Genomic DNA, 17,561 nt, shown 5'->3' on the forward strand with positions numbered 1-17,561 from the left:
CTTCGAGCAACAGTGGCAGGGCGGTCACAGCTTCGCCTTTGTTTGTCCACCCTCAGGCCAGAATCGGAACCGCCTATCGCGTCAGGCATTGGGGGAGGCCGACCACTGCGCCGCTTGAAGGCATTCACGCTTTCTTGCGATTCGAGACTTAAAAAAGGCAACCATGTTGAAGACCGAAATCGACCCCTATCGCCTGAGCCGTCGCGGCTTTCTGAATGCTGCAGCCCTCGGCGCCGCTTCGATTGCGGTCTCCGCCTGCACCACCACCGGACCGGCGCCGGCGCCGGTCGAACCGCCACCGCCGACCTATGACGAGCCGCCGCTCGGCGACTATGCGACGATGTACGGCCCGATTTCCGACAGCGGGTTCGAGCTCCCGGCCATCCCGATCAAGAAGATGGACCCGCAGTTCCTGCGCCAGATCGTTCCCGATCCGACCGGCCAGCGGCCAGGCACCATCATCGTCGATACGACCAACCATTTCCTGTATCTGGTGCGCGAAGGCGGCCAGGCGATCCGTTACGGCGTCGGCCTCGGCCGCGCCGGCTTCGAATGGTCGGGAGACGCCGTCGTCCAGTGGAAGCAGAAATGGCCGAAATGGACGCCGCCCGATGAGATGGTTGCCCGCCAGCCTGAACTGGAAGAATACAGCGCCAAGAACGGCGGCATGCCCGGCGGCCTCAAGAACCCGCTCGGCGCCCGCGCGCTCTACCTGTTCCACGACAACGTCGACACGCTCTACCGCCTGCATGGCTCGCCGGAATGGAACTCGATCGGCAAATCCGTCTCGTCAGGCTGCGTGCGCCTGATAAATCAGGACATCATCGACCTCTACGACCGCGTGCCGTCGAAGAGCCCGGTCATCGTGACGTCCGACATCGGCCAGCCGATGGCGGCGAGCGCAAACCGAAGAGCCATCCCGATCGATGGCGGGGTGCCGGATGGCTCGGTCCTGCTCGGCCCGGTGACCTGATCGACTTCATCGATGCCATGAAGCGGCAGGTTCCGCTCCATGCGGCAAAGCTCGCCAGGATCCCGATAGCTTTACGCGAATGCCTGGGGTTCGCATCCAAGATATGCAATGCCGGCAACAGGAGGCCAAAAAAAACGTCCAGACGAACCATGGAGCCGCTGCAATCGGGGCGGCCATGCCCTGTCAATCTCGACGCTGCTGTGTTTCGTTACCGATTGATGTATATTAGACGGGAGTATGATTGCAGAGACATACATTTCATTAGATCATTGATGGCGGGGGAACGCCGATGGTGGGATTTGATTTCGATAGTCCGCCTGCCGACGGCGCCGAGGCCAACCTGTCGGCCGAATGCGAGCGCCAATTGCTGCCGCTCGTCCGTGGAATTGTCGAGGCGGCGGTTGCCGCCGGGTGGAGCCAGGAAGACGTTCTTCTGGCCATGGTCGAGCTGTCCTGGGATCTGTACGAGAAACGCCGAGGCGATCTTTAGCAGGCCTGCGTGAGCCGGATAATTCCGTAGCGCCGGCCAAGCCAGGCCATGTTTTTCTCGCGCGAACTTTTTTCTTCACTTACAATGTTTTTTCTATCCGCGGGATGCGCTACGCTGCCTTTGGGCAGGACTATGGGGGATACAAATTACCGTCCGGATTTCCGGGTTGGCTGTTTGCACGGCACGGAATTTCGATGGGCTGGCAAAGCGGCTGAGGCAAGGCTGAATGAAAAATGCGGGCGAGGTTCAGGAACGCAGCGCAGGCGCCGATCGGGTCGATCGGCACGCCCTCGGACATAATCCCCGAAAATGCCAATCCCAGAAGAGCAACCATGCGGGGGAGCGGGATATGCTCTGTCCGCAGCCCTGGATCGCTCCCGGAGGGTCGCTATCGCCGAAGTCGCCTACCTCGCGGGATTTTCGGATCAAGGCCATTTGGCCACCGCCATGAAGAAGCACAAGGGAAAGAAGCCATGATTCGGGCGATAACTGCTGCTGGATCGTCCGTGGCAATGACAGATAGTCGACCAGCTCTGTCAATGGCCGCGCGATCTATATTCGGAATACAACGCTGGATTGTGACGGCACACTATGCACAATAACTAGGCAAAATGTAAGATAAGATCGGAAAATAGTCAGGTAGCCTTGGCTAAAAATTCGAACCTGTAAATTTATAGTCAAAATCCTGGTAAAATTTTCATTTGAGCTCAAATTCTTCTTTGCAATATAAAGCAGCATCTGTAGGATTCGAAGGAACGCCCAGGAGCAAACGTGAATTCTGGGCGCCTCGATACAGCACAGGATTGGATTGATCGGCGCAGCAGTGGCAGAGACGAAGATGCAACATAGAGGCAACGTCCAGGAAAGCGCCGGGACAGAGCGGCGGCGCGAGGATCGTCGCATCTTCGACGGAATTCCGGAAAGCGCGGGGCGCTACCTGGTCACGTTTCGAGGCGGCGCGGCTCATGTCGTTCATGGGCCGGGATCACACACATTCAAAGCGGCGGAACATTTCGCTTCGGTTCTGCTTACACCCTCACCAGGGATTGCGGCATCGCTGGGCAGCGACAAAGTCCACGAATACGACGGCGACGTCGGCATGATCATGATCGTCCCAGCCGACCTCGGCGGCAAGGTGACCCGATCATCCACCACGGAAAGCGCAATCGTGGCGCTCACCCCCGAGAGTCTCTTCGAGCTGGCAACGCGTGAATTCGACACCGGCCATGCCGAGCTTCAACCGCCGCCGTTCGGGACCGTCGACTTCCAGGCGCTGCAACTCGCGCAGTTGCTGAAGGCGGAACTGACGGATCGGGAAACTCCAAACGAGTTCTATGTCGATTCGTTGGTCACCATGTTCGGCGTCCATTTGCTTCGGAACTACGCAGGAGCGCGAAAGTTGCCACAAGCCCCAAAGGGAGGTCTGTCGAACCGCAGCGCCCGGCGGGTGCGCGAATTCCTGGAGGTAAATTTTTCCAGCAAGATCGCGGTGGCCGAGTTGGCCGCACTCTGTGGCCTTTCGCCGAGCCATTTCATCCTGGCATTCACCAAGACCTTTGGCGAGCCGCCGCACAAATACCTGCTGCGGCTGCGTCTCGATTTCGCCGAAAAACTTCTCATCGAGAGCGACCTGTCGATTGCGGAAGTCGCTCATCTCAGTGGATTCTCGGACCAGAGCCACTTGACAGTCACCATGTCCAGATACCGGAACAGAACCCCCAGGCAGGTGAAGCTGCAACGTTAACGACTGTTGCGGCGCGCATGATTGTCCGCGGCGATACCTCGATTGATCTTCAGTATAGTCGAAGGTTGTGTGGCAGAGCAGTCACAGTTGTCGCGCAGGGACCAAATACCGGATTTTCCTACAAAGATTCCGGATTATTCCAAAATACCTGCACCGCGAATGTGCTCATGGTCGCGATGGAAGTCATTTGGGGCGGGGGAGCAACCAGATGATACAGCATGTCGGATTGTCCCATGGACATTCAATTCGCGGAAATCGAGGTCTTCGCGCCTAAGGCCGAAGCGGCCTGGGCTGCACTGCAACGCCAATACGCCAGCCGGATCAGCGCTGCGGAACTCGACCATCTCCTGGCCTGTTTCGTGCTTGGACTGACCTCTCCGGCTTGTGGTGACGGCGATCCGGGATTTCATTTCGATCTCTGCCGCGCGCTGGTGGCGGTAAGCCTGCCGCCGGAACGGACGGAGGCTGCACTGCATACGGTTCCAGAACCGACGCAGCCATGGGTCGCGAGCGCCTATCAGCTGATTGAAAAACAAGGCGCGAAGGTCGGTCTCTCGTTGCGGGAGAAGACGCGCAATTTCGAAGATTTTTTGGCCACCGAGGCGAATGGTGCGGCACATCAGAGCGCCTCGGCAATTGCGAGGAAAAACTAGCATGACCAAACGCGTCGAGGGGCGGAGAAGGATCGAACTTTCTTCAAGCTTTGTCGGAAACTGGATCGCGGGCGCGGCCGACAGCCGCTCGGTGCGGCGCCGCCTGATGGCGGTGCTGCGCATGGCTCACCGGGTTCTTGGATTCGGTCGCAAGAATATGGGTCTGGGAACATTGGGAAGCGGCACCAGCGTGCGTTCGGCTCTGGCCTGTGGCGTGAGCCCGGCCAGCATGCTCGGCGGCCTGGCCGCGATCGCCGCGCTCGGCCTCGCCACACCGGCCCAGGCACAATATCAGGCTGGCGGCGGTTCGGCGACCGGCGGCAACGCCGTCGCCATCGGTAACGGCGCCGCGACGAATGGCAACAACAGCGTGGCGTTGGGCAGTTCCAACAGTGCAACGGGCGACGGCACGATCGCCATCGGCTATGCGATGGGTGTCAATGGCCTCAATTCCATAGGCATAGGTGTCTTCGCAGGCGCAACCGGTGTCAATGCCCTCGCCGTGGGCGGGAACGCCAATGCCAACGGGGACGCAGCAAGCGCTATTGGCATTAATTCGGTTGCAACCACAAGCGGCCGCCTTTGGCAATAATGCGCGTGCCGACGGAGTCAACTCGACGGCCATCGGCTCTGTTACCCGGGCGACCGGGCTGCGCGCCACCGCGCTCGGGTTCGGGGCAACGGCATCCGGCGTGGATTCGATTGCCCAAGGTAACAGCGCCGTAGCAAGCAACCAGAATGCCGTCGCCATCGGATTCCAGTCGACTGCTACGGCGATAAACTCCGTCTATCTCGGCTCACGTACCGCGGCCGGAACGGGAGCGCTGGCCCAAGGCGCGGTCGGCATCGGCACAGATGTGACAGCATCCCAGGTCGATGCCATTGCGATGGGACGTTCGTCCGTTTCGTCGGCGCAATACGCGGTTGCTATTGGCCTGAATGCGAAGGCTACAGGAGCGGGTGGCGCGATGGCGTTGGGCCAAGGCACGATCTCGAGCGGTGTCAATTCCGTTGCACTCGGCGTTCAGGCTAATGCCACTGGAGCCGGCTCCAACGCCTTGGGCACGTTGTCCGTCGCTTCGGGAGGGAATGCCACTGCTCTAGGCACCAGTTCCACGGCCAGCAACAACTATGCGACAGCCGTAGGCTGGGGAACTGTCGCCAGCGGTACCAATTCGTTTGCTGGGGGGCAGAGAGCCGCTGCGTCGGGAGCAAGCTCCACGGCGCTGGGCACTACCTCGAATGCTTCGGGCGACTTTGCTCTTGCATTGGGCAATGGTGCTGTGTCGAGTGGAACCGGCTCGGTCGCCACGGGTTCTGGAGCCCAGGCCACAGCCGTCGCCACTGTGGCGATCGGCAACAACGCTGCCGCCACCGCCCAGAATGCCATCGCCGCCGGAACTGGCGCGGTCGCCAATTCCGCCGACGCGGTTGCCATCGGCACGGCCGCGACGGCCACGGGCGGCAAGGCTGTCGCCATCGGCGCCGGCAACACAGCTTTTGGCAACGGCGCTGTCTCCATTGGCGATCCGAGCTATGCCAGCGGCACCGGCGCCTTCACCGGCGGCGCCAACAACATCGCCAACAGCGACGGCACGGCAACCGCCACAGCCGCAAACCAGGCCGCAGGCGCGGTTGCCATCGGCAACAACAACAAGGCCGTCGGGCAAGGCTCCGTGGCGCTGGGCAATGGCTCGACAGCGGGTGCAGCCGGCCTTGCCGGCAATGTCGCGCTGGGCAATGGCGCGACGGCGACGGCAAGCTCCGGCGACGTAGCGCTCGGTTCGGGCTCGGTGACCGCGACGGCGGTCGGCACCAGCGGCGCGACGATCGGTGGCACGGCCTACAGCTTCGCCGGCACGACGCCGACGAGCACTGTCAGCGTCGGCGCGCTCGGCGCGGAGCGGACCATCACCAATGTCGCGGCGGGCCGGCTCAGCAACTCGTCGACCGACGCGATCAACGGCTCGCAGCTGTTTGCGACCAACCAGCAGGTGACGCAGAACACGGCGGCGATCGCCGCCAACACCGCCGACATCACCAATCTCGGCAACACGATCAACAGCATCAGCACCGGCGGCGGCATCAAGTATTTCCACGCCAATTCGACGGCGGCGGACTCGTCTGCAACGGGCACGGACTCCGTCGCCATCGGACCGGTCTCCACCGCGACGGGGACGAACGCCATCGCGGCCGGCACCAATTCGAGCGCCTCCGACGCCAACGCCTCGGCCTTCGGCAGCGGCGCCGTCGCATCGGCGCTTGACGCAACGGCAATGGGGTACATCTCCAAGGCCTCGGGCCAATACAGCACCGCCGTCGGCGCCAATGCCAACGCCACAGCCACGTCCAGCACGGCGATCGGCCAGAACGCGTTTGCGACCGGCGTTCAGGCGACCGCTGTTGGTGTAGGTGCGAATGCCGCCGCCCAGAACGCGATCGCGCTGGGCGCCGGCTCTGCTGCCAGCAACGCAGGTGACGTGGCGCTCGGCTCCGGCTCGGTAACCGCCGCGGCGGTCGGCACCGCCGGCACGACGATCGGCGGCGTCGCCTACAACTTCGCCGGTACGACGCCGGCGAGCACCGTCAGCGTCGGCGCGCTCGGCGCGGAGCGGACCATCACCAATGTCGCGGCGGGCCGGCTCAGCAATTCGTCGACCGACGCCATCAATGGCTCGCAGCTCTTCGCCACCAACCAGCAGGTGACGCAGAACACCACGGCGATCGCCGCCAACACCGCCGACATCACCAATCTCGGCAACACGATCAACAGCATCAGCACGGGCGGCGGCATCAAGTATTTCCACGCCAATTCGACGCTGGCGGATTCGCAGGCGCTGGGGACGGATTCCGTTGCCATCGGCCCGAATGCCGTGGCCAACAATGCCGGCGACGTGGCGATCGGCGCAAATGCGGTGTCGACCGTGACGACGGCGGTCGGCGGCACCACGATCGGCGGCGTTGCCTACACCTTCGCCGGAACCACGCCGGCGGGAGCGTTTTCGGTCGGCTCGGTGGGCGCGGAACGCCAGATCCAGAATGTCGCGGCCGGGCAGTTGAGCGGCTCCTCGACCGACGCGGTCAATGGTTCGCAGCTGTTTGCGACCAACCAGCAGGTGACGCAGAACACGACCGACATTGCCGCCAACACGGCTGACATCACCAATCTCGGCAATTCGATCAGCAACATTACGGGCGACACCTCGCTGGCCTACACCGACGCCAATGGCGACGGCATCCGCTATGTGCGCACCAACGACAGGACGCTTGCCGTCGCGGACTCCTTCGCGCAAGGGATCGGCTCTTCCGCCCTGGGCTACCAGGCGACCGCGAGCGCCGACAATGCGCTGGCGCTCGGCCGCGACACCCAGGCCAGCGTCATCGGCGGCGTGGCGCTTGGCGCCGGCTCGGTTTCGGATCGGGCGGTCGCGCCCGTATCGGGATCGATCCTCTCGGGCACCGGCCTCATTCCCTACAACACCGCGGACATGAGCCTGCTCGGCGCCGTCTCGGTCGGCACCTCCACCTCCTATCGCCAGATCATCAACGTGGCCGACGGCACGCAGGACCAGGACGCGGTCACGCTCCGCCAGTTGAAGGGCGCGCTGAGCTCGTTCGCGGTGACGGGAAGCTTGTATTTCCATGCCAATTCGACGGCAGCGGACTCGCTCGCGGTCGGCGTCGATTCGGTTGCGGTCGGTCCGCGCACCACCGTCAACGGCGACAATGGCATCGGCATCGGCAATGGCGCCATCGTGCAGCAGACGGCGCCGGGAGGCATTGCGATCGGCCAGAACTCGACCGTCAACCAGGCCGACAGCATCGCCCTCGGCACCAACGCGACCACCAACGGAGCGCAGGCGGTGGCGCTCGGCGCCGGCGCAAAGGCCAACGAGCCGGGCAGCGTCGCGCTCGGCGCGGGCTCGACGACGGCGGCGGCGGTCGCCACCACCGGCACCACGATCAACGGCGTTGCCTATACCTTCGCCGGAACAGCTCCGACGAGCACGGTCAGCGTCGGCACCGTCGGCAACGAGCGCACCGTCACCAATGTCGCGGCGGGCCGGATCAGCGGCACCTCCACCGACGCCATCAACGGCAGCCAGCTCTTCGCCACCAACCAGGCGGTCGAAGCCATGCAGGGTAGCGTCGGCGACCTCAACCAGTTCGCCGTCCAGTACGACAAGGACGGGAACGGCAACAAGTCCAACTCGATAACGCTTGCCGGCGGCGATCCCAACACGCCGGTGGTCATCCACAATGTCGGGCCGGGCGTTGCCAACACCGATGCGGTCAATGTTCAGCAGTTCAACAGCGGGTTAGCATTGAACCTGGACAATTCGAAGAACTACACCAACCAGGTGGCGGCCACCACGCTGCAGCAAGCCAATGCGTATGCGGACTCCAAACTTAGCCAGCTCAACATGGACATGGGAGAGGTCAGGGGCGAGGCGCGCCAGGCTGCGGCAATCGGCCTGGCGGCCGGCTCGCTGCGCTACGACGATCGTCCCGGCAAGCTGAGCGTGGCCGCCGGCGGAGGCTATTGGCGCGGTGAAGGCGCCCTGGCCTTCGGCGCCGGCTACACCAGCGAGGAAGGACGTGTTCGAGCGAACCTGTCCGGTACGACGGCAGGGGGACACTGGGGTGTCGGCGCGGGCGTCAGCCTTACGCTGAACTAGAGCCCGGCCATGATCAGGCAGGCAGTCCTTGCTGTCGCGATATCCATGACGTCAATGCTCCTGTCCGGCCCGTTAGCGGCCGGGCAGGAAGCGATCCCTTCCGGCTACAGGGTAAAACCTTCCGACGTAGCGATCCCTGCGGATGCGAAGCTTGGCGAGTATCAACGGACCACCCGTCCTTTCGAGAACTGGACGCTGATCTGCGACGAGAACCTGAAGGCGCGCCAAAAGGTCTGCAATGTCACCCAGATCATCGAGGACCAGGCAGGACAGGTTGCGTTCAGCTGGTCGCTTGCCGCCACCAAGGAAGGCAACCCCTACATGATCTTGCGCGCCCCGCCGATCGCCAAGAGCGACGCTCCTGTCTCGCTGACATTCGAGGGGCGCAAGGAGCCGATAAAAATTCAACTCGACGGATGCAATCAGGCCGTCTGCGTCGGCATGCTGCCGGTTGGTCCGATCATGCGCGAACAGATTTCGAAGGCCGCGGCATCCGTCATCTCCTTCCCGACCACGGATGGCAGGACGATCAACGTAACCGCCACCCTCAAGGGCTTGGCCGCGGCCGTTGCGGCGATCAATTGACGAGGCAATCGCGATGAACCAGCAATCGATCCATGACCGGATAATGTCCCGCAACCAGGGAAAGGATGCTGTCCGGGTCGGCATCGAAGACCGGAGCAGACCGCAACGAAACCGCGCGAGGACCGCTGTCTTCTCGTTGCTCGCCATTGCCGTCGTCGCCACGGCCGGCTTCGCGGCCATGCGCTACGACCTGCTCCACAATTTATTGCCGCAGCCGGCGGTCGCGGAGACCAACCAGCCCAATCCGGCCCTGGCCGAGACGCCATTTCTGCAACACGCCAAAGAGGCAGGCTTGCAGTCTTGTTCCAACATTTTCCCAGCCCTTGGGCAGATGCTGACAACCGGCACGACGTACAGCGTCCAGTCGATCTGGAACAACGAGGCCCCCGACAAACACCTCGTGGAAGCCTTGGTCGGCATGAACTACGCTACACAGGGCTACAGCGGTCCGGCGGCAGGCCTGGTGTTCGCAGCACCCACCGCATCCGTTTGCGAAGGTACGATGGTCAGGGTGGCGCCATTCGCGGCCAATTGCGCCGATGTTCCGGCCCTGCTTCCGAAAGACAGCAAGCTCGCCAACAATCTTGGACAAATCAGCGTCTATGAACTCGCCAATGGAGGGGGCAACGCGATGCTGCTGCCAACCGGCAACAGCTGCGTCGTCATTTCCGTGGCCTCGGCAGCAGGAAAACAAGGAGGCGTACAATGAGGGTGAATTCCGCCATTGCGGCGATCGGCATGCTGTTGCTTTGCGCCGGGCGGCTGGGCGCGGCGGACCTAGCCCCGGCGGCGGACGTGCCCGAGCCGCCGGCCCAGGAGGAGAGAGGCATCTGGGCGGCGATCGCCTATTCGAGCCCCGACGAGAAGCACGGCTTCTTTTGGGGCGCCGACAAGCGGCAGGAGGCGATGGACATCGCGCTGAAGCATTGCCAGAACGCCGGCGGCGGCAGCTGCGCCGTGGTCAGCGTATTCCGCAACCATCGCCATTGGGACGATGACGACAATACCGGCTTTCCCTACAAGCATTGCGGCGCCCTCGCCGTAGGCGAGAAGCCGGAAGGGCGGCTGACCAGTTGGGGCGCCGAGACGGCGCAAACACGCCGGGATGCCGAAGACCTGACACTGCAGGCGTGCGAGCGGAGCGGACAGAAATGCAAGATCCGCGAGTGGGTGTGCACATGACGCATCAGAGCGAAGCAGCGGAACGCCAATCGAGGCGCATGTTTGCACTCAGCGTAGCGCCGTGCTCAAGCGGGGTCAGCCCTTTGCCGTGATGCGCATCGACGGTATGCGACACCGGCTCGAAGCAGAAGAAATCCGCATCAATCGACGGCGAATAGAGGATAAAGACGTCGAGCGGCGGCGAGGCCGTGAGCGAGATGGCGATCCTGTCCTCGGGCCGGGTCATCCTGGCGCGGCGGTCCCAGCCGTCGAAGGCGTTGTTGACCCAGCTCCGCGGCAACAGGGAGGCGTTCGAGAAATTCCACGCGGGGTAATCGGCCACCGGCGCCACGCCGACCGGCAGATGATGCTTGTCCTCCAGCCAGACCCGCGCCGCCTTCGCCTCGAGCGTCGTTCCGGCGCTGCGCGGGAACCAGGGATGAAAACCGAGCCCGTAAGGCAGGCGAATGCCGGTGCGATTCTCCACCGTGAGCGTGACATGCAAGGCCCCGTCATGCAGCGCATAGGCGACCCGCGCCGTATATCGGTAGGGGCCGATTTCACCGGCGTCGAGGACCAGTTCCGCCTCGGTGGCGCTGTGGCTGGCAATCCGCCACTCCCTCTGGAAGCCGTCGCCATGGATTGGAAAGGCCTCCCCCGGCACGTTCGGCTCGATCGCATGGAAGCGGCCGTCGAAGGCGAAACCGCCGCCTGAGATGCGGTTCGACCAGGGAACCAGAAGCTGGCAGCCGGAGGCGCCGGTGCCATCGTCGGGGCGGAGCAGCGGCACCGTTGCGCCGCAGACCAGTGCGTCGAAGCGGTCGATCGCCGCGCCCTTTTGGGGCGCCAGGACCAGACGGGCGCGGTCGTCGCGCAGTTCCAGGAGGCCGGCCACCCCTCACCAACCGCCGTCGATGGCGATATTTTGGCCGCTGATCATGTCCGAGGCGGGCGATCTGAGACTTTTCACCGCCCCCTGGACAGGCTGCCCAGAATCCCGCGCACGATCGCGCGGCCGACCGACGAGCCGACCGAGCGCACCACCGCTTTGATCGCGGCTTCGGCCACCGTCTGGCGGTTGGACGGCCGTGGTGCAGGGGCCCGGCGACCGCCTGATTGCTGCGGCGGCCGATCGTCATTGCCGAAGCCCGGAATGGTCCAGCGCGAGCGCCCGCTGTCGGCCTGCTGCGCCTGCTCGTCCTGCGCATCCTTGGCTTTCTTCTGCAGCATCTCGAAGGCCGATTCGCGGTCGATGGTCTGGTCGTACTGGCCGGCGACCGGGCTCTGGTCGATCAGCTTGCGGCGCTCGTCCGCCGTGATCGGGCCAAGCCTGGACGACGGCGGCCGGATCAATGTCCGCTGCACCATGGACGGCACGCCCTTGACCTCCAGCGTCGAGACCAGCGCCTCGCCGGTGCCGAGCTGGGTGATGGCGGTGGCGCAGTCGAAATCGGGATTGGGCCGGAAGGTGTCGGCGGCGGTCTTGACCGCCTGCTGCTCACGCGGCGTATAGGCGCGCAGCGCGTGCTGCACACGGTTGCCGAGCTGGGCGAGAACCTTTTCAGGGATGTCCAAAGGGTTCTGCGTGACGAAATAGACGCCGACGCCTTTCGAACGGATCAAGCGAACCACCTGCTCGACGCGGTCGATCAGCACCTTCGGCGCCTCGTCGAAAAGCAGATGCGCCTCGTCGAAGAAGAACACCAGCTTCGGCTTTTCGGGATCGCCGACCTCGGGCAATTGCTCGAACAGTTCCGACATCAGCCAGAGCAGGAAGGTGGCGTAGAGCCTGGGGTTCATCATCAGCCTGTCGGCAGCGAGCACGCTGATGGCGCCGCGGCCGTCGCGGGTGGTGCGCATGATGTCGGCGATGCGCAAAGCCGGTTCGCCGAAGAAATGCGCCGCGCCCTGCTGTTCCAGCACCAGAAGCGTGCGCTGGATTGCGCCGACCGACGGCTTGGTCACATTGCCGTAGCGCGAGCTGATCTCGTCGGCGCGCGCTGCGATGTTGGCCAGCAGCGCTTGCAGATCCTTCATGTCGAGCAGCAGCAGGCCATCCTCATCGGCGATGCGGAAGGCGATGTTCATGATGCCTTCCTGCGCTTCGGAGAGGTTCATCAGCCGCGACAGAAGCAGCGGCCCCATTTCCGAGACGGTGGCGCGGATCGGATGGCCCTGCTCGCCGAACAGGTCCCAGAAGATGACCGGGAATTCCTGGAAGTCGTAAGGGTCGAGCTTGACCTGCTCGGCCCGCTTGACCAGGAAATCCTGCGCCTTGCCCATCATGGCAATGCCGGACAGGTCGCCCTTGATATCGGCGCAGAACACAGGCACGCCGGCATTGGAAAACCCCTCGGCCAGGATCTGCAGGCTAACCGTCTTGCCGGTGCCGGTGGCGCCGGTGATCAGGCCATGGCGGTTGCCATATTGCAGCAAGAGCTGTTCGGCGCGCTGATAGCTGTCGTCGGGCTTGCGGCTGGCGCCGAGGAAAATGCTGGTGTCGTCAGCCATATGGCCATGTCTCCGCAAACTGATGTGTTAAAAGCCTGTGGCCGTGCCGCAGGGTATAGTCAGGCCATTGCGCAGCGACAATGCTATTCTCCAATTGGGCTATCCATCCAGTTGGCTATTCATCCAGATTGGGCCAATCGTCTAAATTGAACCAATCCTCCAAATCGGTTTTTGGAACTTGCGGATTTTGCCGCTGTTTGGCAATCGTTCATGGTTCGTCCACGTAGGCTGCCCTATATCCAGGACATCGAATCCAGCCGTCGCAGGCGCATTGCATTGCGATATCGGGCAGGGAACCGTAGACTGGACCGCTGACGCTGGTGCGGCCGCATAAAAACGAGGAGCATGGATGGGCGCCGGAGCCTTGACCAGGAGTGTCGAACCCGCTGGCGTCGAGCGCCAGCGTTGGCTGGCCTTGGCCGAAAAGGCGCTCGCCGGCGCCTCCTTCGAGGAAAAACTGGTCTCGCATACCGACGATCAGATTCGCATCGAACCGCTCTACGATCGCGCCGGCGGCGCCGAGCCGCTTGTGCGCGCCAACCCCAAATTGCCCTGGATTGTCAGCCAGCGCATTGACCATCCCGATATCGGCCGCGCCAAGACGCAGGCCCTGGACGATGTGGCACAAGGCGCGACGGGATTGTCGCTTGTCTTCGAGGGTGCTCCGAATGCGTTCGGCTATGGCCTGCCGAGGACGGCGCAGGCGCTGGAGACGGTGCTGGACGGCGTACCGCTAAACCGCACGCAGATCCGCATCGACGCCCATCCCTGGAGCCGTGCCGTTGCCGACTGGCTGGTGGCGTTCCTGAGCAAGCGCCGCTCCGACCCGGCAAAGCTGAACCTCTCCTTCGGCATCGACCCGGCGGCAATCTTTGCCGGAACCGGCCGGCTGCGCATGTCGATCGAGGCGTTGCAGGCATCGATGCCGCAATCGCTGGCGCATTTCTTCTCGCTGGGCGTGCCGGGTGTGCTGCTGGAGGCAGACGGGCGGGTGTTCCACAATGCCGGCGCCACGGAGGCGCAGGAACTCGGCACCATGCTCGCTTCCGCCGTGTCCTACCTCAGGATGTTCGAGGATGCGCGCCAGCCGCTTGTCTATGCCGCTCCCCATATCGGCTTTGCGCTGAGCGTCGACCAGGACCAGTTCCTGTCCATGGCCAAGGTCCGGGCGTTGCGCAGGCTGTGGGCACGTATCCAGGAAACCTGTTCCATCCCGGCATCGACAGCCAACATCCATGCCGAGACGTCGTTCCGCATGATGACGGCGGCGGATGCCGAAACCAACATCCTGCGCACCACCATTGCCAGCTTTGCAGCGGCAGCAGGCGGCGCGGACTCGATCTCCACCCTGCCACACACCATCGCCCACGGGCTGCCGGCCGGCTTTGCCCGCCGCATCGCCCGCAATGCGCAGTTGATCATGGCCAATGAAAGCCATATCGACCATGTCGCCGACCCAGCCTTGGGGTCGGGCGCGGTCGAGGCGCTGACCCTGGGCCTGTGCGAAGCGGCGTGGGAAGAGTTCCAGCGGATCGAAGCGGAAGGCGGCGTTCTGGCAAGCCTGCAGCAAGGGCATATCCAGAAGCGCGTGAAGGCAGCATCCGAGCGCCGCGCCGAGGCCTACCGGTCGGGTGAACGGGCAATCATCGGCACCACGCTTTACCCGCTGAAAAACGATGCCCCGGTCGAGACGCTGGCGGCTGAGCGGCGGCCGCCTTTCACAGAGGGCGTGGCGGTGTGCGAGGCGCTGTTTCCCGTCCGCATCGACCAGGCAATCGGAGCCGCACAGTGATCCCGGATTTCAGCCACATTGGCTGGTCGGCGCCACGGCGCGCGCCGGTCGAGGTCAAGGGCCAGCGGCTGACGCCGGAAGGCATCGCCGTCAAGCATCTCTACGGCCAGGGCGATCTCAAGGGGCTGCCGCATCTCGACACCTATCCGGGAATGCCGCCCTTCGTGCGCGGTCCCTACCCGACCATGTATGTCCAGCAGCCGTGGACGATCCGGCAATATGCCGGCTTCTCGACGGCCGAGGAATCCAACGCCTTCTACCGGCGCAATCTCGCCGCCGGCCAAAAGGGCCTTTCGGTCGCTTTCGATCTGCCCACACATCGCGGCTATGACAGCGACCATCCGCGTGTATCAGGCGATGTCGGCATGGCGGGCGTGGCCATCGATTCCATCCTCGACATGCGGCAATTGTTCGACGGCATCCCGCTCGACGAAATGACGGTGTCGATGACCATGAATGGCGCGGTGCTGCCGATCATGGCGCTCTATATCGTTGCGGCCGAAGAACAGGGCGTCGCGCAGAAGGATCTCGCCGGCACCATTCAGAACGACATTCTGAAAGAGTTCATGGTCCGCAACACCTACATCTATCCGCCGAAGCCCTCGATGCGGATCGTGTCTGACATCTTCTCCTATACCTCCCAGCACATGCCGAAGTTCAATTCGATCTCGATCTCCGGCTATCACATGCAGGAGGCCGGCGCGACCGCGGACCTGGAGCTCGCCTACACCATCGCCGACGGCATCGAATATGCCCGCGCCGGCGTCGCCGCCGGGCTCGACATCGACCGTTTCGCCCCGCGGCTTTCCTTCTTCTGGGCGATCGGCATGAACTTCTTCATGGAGATCGCCAAGCTCCGCGCGGCGCGCCTGCTGTGGGCGACCCTGATGCAGAAGAATTTTGCACCGAAGGATGAACGCTCGCTGTCGCTGCGCACCCATTGCCAGACCTCCGGCTGGTCGCTGACGGCGCAGGACCCCTACAACAACATCACCCGCACCATGATCGAGGCGATGGCGGCGACGCAGGGACATACCCAGTCGCTGCACACCAACTCGTTCGACGAGGCGATGGCGCTGCCGACCGACCACTCGGCCCGCATCGCCCGCAACACGCAGTTGATCCTGCAGAAGGAATCCGGCACCACCCGCATCATCGATCCATGGGGCGGCTCGGCGTATGTCGAACGGCTGACGCATGATCTGGCGGCGCGTGCGCTCGCCCATATCGAAGAGGTCGAGGCGCTTGGCGGCATGGCGGCGGCAACCGAACAGGGCATTCCAAAACTGCGCATCGAGGAAGCGGCGGCGCGCACGCAGGCGCGTATCGATTCCGGCGAGCAGATACTGGTTGGCGTAAACGCGCATCGCCCCGAGAACAACATCGAAGTCGACGTGCTGAAGATCGACAATGCCGAGGTCAGGGCCCGACAGTTGTCGAAGCTGCAGAACCTCAAAGGCACGCGCAATGTCGGCGCGGTCGAGAGCGCGCTCGATGCGCTGACCCGCGCTGCGCAGGGTAACGGAAACCTGCTGGAATTTGCCATCCGCGCCGCGCGCGCCTATGCCACGGTCGGCGAGATCTCGCTGGCGCTGGAAAAGGTCTTTGGCCGTCACGTCGCCTCGGTGCAAACGATCTCCGGCGTTTATCGCAATGCGCTTGGCGACAATCTGACGGTCGGCCGATTGCTGGAGAAGCTCGAAGCTTTCGAGAAGAAGTCCGGCGGCAAGCCGCGCATCCTGGTCGCAAAGATGGGACAGGACGGCCACGACCGTGGCCAGAAGGTGATCGCCACGGCCTTCGCCGATCTCGGCTTCGACGTGACGGTCGGCGCGATGTTCCAGACACCCGACGAGATCGCCAGGCTGGCGGTGGCGCAGGACGTCCATGTCATCGGCGCCTCGTCGCTGGCGGCGGGGCACCTGACACTGATCCCCGAATTGCGCGATGCGCTGAAGAAACTCGGCCACCCCGACATGCTGATCGTCGTCGGCGGCGTCATCCCGCCGCAGGATTACGGCGCAGTGCTGGAAGCGGGTGCCGCGGAAATCTTCCCGCCAGGGACGGTTATCCCGGAGGCTGCGGATCGGTTGCTGGACCGGCTGCTGGCGAGCTGATTGAAACAGTTGCACTGCTTATCAAAGTTGCGTTACAATATCGGGCGCAACCTATGGTATAGCTATGAACACCATCATTCACGGACTTGAGGACGGATCGGGCGTTGTAATCCTGCCGCGGGAAACGCTCGACAGCTTGAGCCTGCAAGTGGGCGATGAACTCCAGATCATCGAAACCACGACGGCATCATCCTAAGGCCGGTGCCGTGTGACGACGTCGAACGGCAAATACGTGCTGCTCGCGATGTCATGGACAAGTATGAGCCCGCGTTGCGAAAGCTGGCTGTGCAAATAGGGTGAGCTGGCGTCAGGCGTCCGACAGCTTGACAATTTCCCATTCCTTGCCGTTGACGCTTGCGACGTCGCCGACCTTCTTGCCGAACAGCGCCACGGCCATTGGCGAGACGTGTGAGATGCTGCCCTTTGAGGGGTCGGCCTCGTCCTCGCCGACGATCTTCCAGTGCACTTTCTTGCCGTCATCGCTTTCCAGCGTGACACCCATGCCGAAGCGCACCTGGTCGCTGCCCGGTTCCGGCACGGAAAGCTCGGCGCTTTCGCGGCGCGCTGTCCAGTAGCGCAGGTCGCGCGAGACGACGGCAATGCGCTCGCGATCGGCTTTTCGCTCGGCTTTCGCCAAAATGTCGCGCAGATCGGCCAGATTGTCCTCGATCATCGCCAGGCCGCGCTCCGTCACCAGATTGCGGTGTTGGCTGATCGGCCGCTCGCCGATGCCGGCAATGGCGTTTTCGCTGTCTTCCTCGCGGGTGAAAGCCCTGCTCATCGGATAAACTTAGGCCCGCTTCGGCGACTGTACAAGCCACTTGGCGGACCCGGTCATTGGTCGGACTATCGCCGA

15 protein-coding genes and 1 pseudogene are annotated in these 17,561 nt (G+C 63.4%); 13 read left to right on the plus strand and 3 right to left on the minus strand.

Features of this window, described 5'->3' with window-relative positions; genetic code table 11:
• Window positions 1–163 precede the first annotated feature (163 nt).
• The 10 genes and pseudogenes from NKI96_RS05290 to NKI96_RS05335 all read left to right on the plus strand — a co-directional run bounded on the left by NKI96_RS05290 (window position 164) and on the right by NKI96_RS05335 (window position 10,306).
• On the plus strand, window positions 164–973 hold the full coding sequence (locus NKI96_RS05290; RefSeq protein WP_023692792.1) for a L,D-transpeptidase: 810 nt from the start codon (window positions 164–166) through the stop codon (window positions 971–973).
• A 289-nt stretch (window positions 974–1,262) separates the two neighbouring features.
• Complete coding sequence (locus NKI96_RS05295; protein WP_023684556.1) at window positions 1,263–1,463, plus strand: hypothetical protein; 201 nt, start codon at window positions 1,263–1,265, stop codon at window positions 1,461–1,463.
• An 808-nt stretch (window positions 1,464–2,271) separates the two neighbouring features.
• Window positions 2,272–3,207, plus strand: a complete 936-nt coding sequence (locus tag NKI96_RS05300) for a helix-turn-helix domain-containing protein (protein ID WP_352803213.1) — start codon at window positions 2,272–2,274, stop codon at window positions 3,205–3,207.
• 233 nt (window positions 3,208–3,440) lie between these two features.
• The gene (locus tag NKI96_RS05305) at window positions 3,441–3,860 is read left to right on the plus strand and encodes a hypothetical protein (protein ID WP_352803215.1); all 420 of its coding nucleotides are present in this window, start codon (window positions 3,441–3,443) and stop codon (window positions 3,858–3,860) included.
• Between the two features lies 1 nt (window position 3,861).
• Window positions 3,862–4,452 (plus strand): hypothetical protein, encoded by a 591-nt coding sequence (locus NKI96_RS05310; protein ID WP_352803218.1) that lies wholly within the window; start codon window positions 3,862–3,864, stop codon window positions 4,450–4,452.
• Window positions 4,379–4,546: pseudogene (locus NKI96_RS05315) on the plus strand (hypothetical protein); the annotation flags it as partial. The gene NKI96_RS05310 and the pseudogene NKI96_RS05315, both read left to right, overlap by 74 nt.
• A gap of 6 nt (window positions 4,547–4,552) precedes the next feature.
• On the plus strand, window positions 4,553–8,539 hold the full coding sequence (locus NKI96_RS05320) for a YadA-like family protein (protein ID WP_352803467.1): 3,987 nt from the start codon (window positions 4,553–4,555) through the stop codon (window positions 8,537–8,539).
• Between the two features lie 9 nt (window positions 8,540–8,548).
• A complete protein-coding gene (locus NKI96_RS05325) occupies window positions 8,549–9,124 on the plus strand; it encodes an invasion associated locus B family protein (RefSeq protein ID WP_023670757.1) in 576 nt (191 codons plus the stop codon).
• Window positions 9,125–9,137: 13 nt separating this feature from the next.
• Window positions 9,138–9,833 (plus strand): hypothetical protein, encoded by a 696-nt coding sequence (locus NKI96_RS05330; RefSeq protein WP_023727661.1) that lies wholly within the window; start codon window positions 9,138–9,140, stop codon window positions 9,831–9,833.
• Window positions 9,830–10,306, plus strand: a complete 477-nt coding sequence (locus NKI96_RS05335; protein WP_352512382.1) for a DUF4189 domain-containing protein — start codon at window positions 9,830–9,832, stop codon at window positions 10,304–10,306. Before NKI96_RS05330 ends, NKI96_RS05335 begins: the two co-directional genes overlap by 4 nt.
• Window positions 10,307–10,310: 4 nt before the next feature.
• On the opposite strand, the gene NKI96_RS05340 is transcribed toward NKI96_RS05335, so the two are convergent.
• Complete coding sequence (locus tag NKI96_RS05340) at window positions 10,311–11,180, minus strand: aldose 1-epimerase (protein WP_352803220.1); 870 nt, start codon at window positions 11,178–11,180, stop codon at window positions 10,311–10,313.
• 71 nt (window positions 11,181–11,251) lie between these two features.
• Complete coding sequence (locus NKI96_RS05345) at window positions 11,252–12,796, minus strand: helicase HerA-like C-terminal domain-containing protein (RefSeq protein ID WP_352803223.1); 1,545 nt, start codon at window positions 12,794–12,796, stop codon at window positions 11,252–11,254.
• A gap of 349 nt (window positions 12,797–13,145) precedes the next feature.
• Here NKI96_RS05345 and NKI96_RS05350 point away from each other — a divergent pair, with 349 nt between their 5' ends.
• The 3 genes from NKI96_RS05350 to NKI96_RS05360 all read left to right on the plus strand — a co-directional run bounded on the left by NKI96_RS05350 (window position 13,146) and on the right by NKI96_RS05360 (window position 16,901).
• A complete protein-coding gene (locus NKI96_RS05350; RefSeq protein WP_352803225.1) occupies window positions 13,146–14,588 on the plus strand; it encodes a methylmalonyl-CoA mutase subunit beta in 1,443 nt (480 codons plus the stop codon).
• Window positions 14,585–16,705 carry a methylmalonyl-CoA mutase gene (gene scpA, locus NKI96_RS05355; protein WP_352538465.1) on the plus strand — a complete coding sequence of 707 codons (2,121 nt, stop codon included), beginning with the start codon at window positions 14,585–14,587 and terminating at the stop codon, window positions 16,703–16,705. The genes NKI96_RS05350 and scpA overlap by 4 nt, the downstream gene beginning before the upstream one ends.
• A gap of 64 nt (window positions 16,706–16,769) precedes the next feature.
• A complete protein-coding gene (locus tag NKI96_RS05360) occupies window positions 16,770–16,901 on the plus strand; it encodes an AbrB/MazE/SpoVT family DNA-binding domain-containing protein (protein WP_023732052.1) in 132 nt (43 codons plus the stop codon).
• A gap of 111 nt (window positions 16,902–17,012) precedes the next feature.
• On the opposite strand, the gene greA is transcribed toward NKI96_RS05360, so the two are convergent.
• Window positions 17,013–17,486, minus strand: a complete 474-nt coding sequence (greA, locus tag NKI96_RS05365; protein ID WP_023670749.1) for a transcription elongation factor GreA — start codon at window positions 17,484–17,486, stop codon at window positions 17,013–17,015.
• Window positions 17,487–17,561 lie beyond the last annotated feature (75 nt).

This window comes from Mesorhizobium sp. M0292 (assembly GCF_040321695.1).
In the GTDB taxonomy this organism is placed as follows: Bacteria; Pseudomonadota; Alphaproteobacteria; order Rhizobiales; family Rhizobiaceae; genus Mesorhizobium.

Coding starts and splice junctions, on each gene's coding strand:
- NKI96_RS05290 (WP_023692792.1), top strand. CDS start 164: ATGTTGAAGACCGAAATCGACCCCTATCGCCTGAGCCGTCGCGGCTTT.
- NKI96_RS05295 (WP_023684556.1), top strand. CDS start 1,263: ATGGTGGGATTTGATTTCGATAGTCCGCCTGCCGACGGCGCCGAGGCC.
- NKI96_RS05305 (WP_352803215.1), top strand. CDS start 3,441: ATGGACATTCAATTCGCGGAAATCGAGGTCTTCGCGCCTAAGGCCGAA.
- NKI96_RS05310 (WP_352803218.1), top strand. CDS start 3,862: ATGACCAAACGCGTCGAGGGGCGGAGAAGGATCGAACTTTCTTCAAGC.
- NKI96_RS05325 (WP_023670757.1), top strand. CDS start 8,549: ATGATCAGGCAGGCAGTCCTTGCTGTCGCGATATCCATGACGTCAATG.
- NKI96_RS05330 (WP_023727661.1), top strand. CDS start 9,138: ATGAACCAGCAATCGATCCATGACCGGATAATGTCCCGCAACCAGGGA.
- NKI96_RS05335 (WP_352512382.1), top strand. CDS start 9,830: ATGAGGGTGAATTCCGCCATTGCGGCGATCGGCATGCTGTTGCTTTGC.
- NKI96_RS05345 (WP_352803223.1), bottom strand. CDS start 12,796: ATGGCTGACGACACCAGCATTTTCCTCGGCGCCAGCCGCAAGCCCGAC.
- NKI96_RS05350 (WP_352803225.1), top strand. CDS start 13,146: ATGGGCGCCGGAGCCTTGACCAGGAGTGTCGAACCCGCTGGCGTCGAG.
- NKI96_RS05360 (WP_023732052.1), top strand. CDS start 16,770: ATGAACACCATCATTCACGGACTTGAGGACGGATCGGGCGTTGTAATC.
- greA (WP_023670749.1), bottom strand. CDS start 17,486: ATGAGCAGGGCTTTCACCCGCGAGGAAGACAGCGAAAACGCCATTGCC.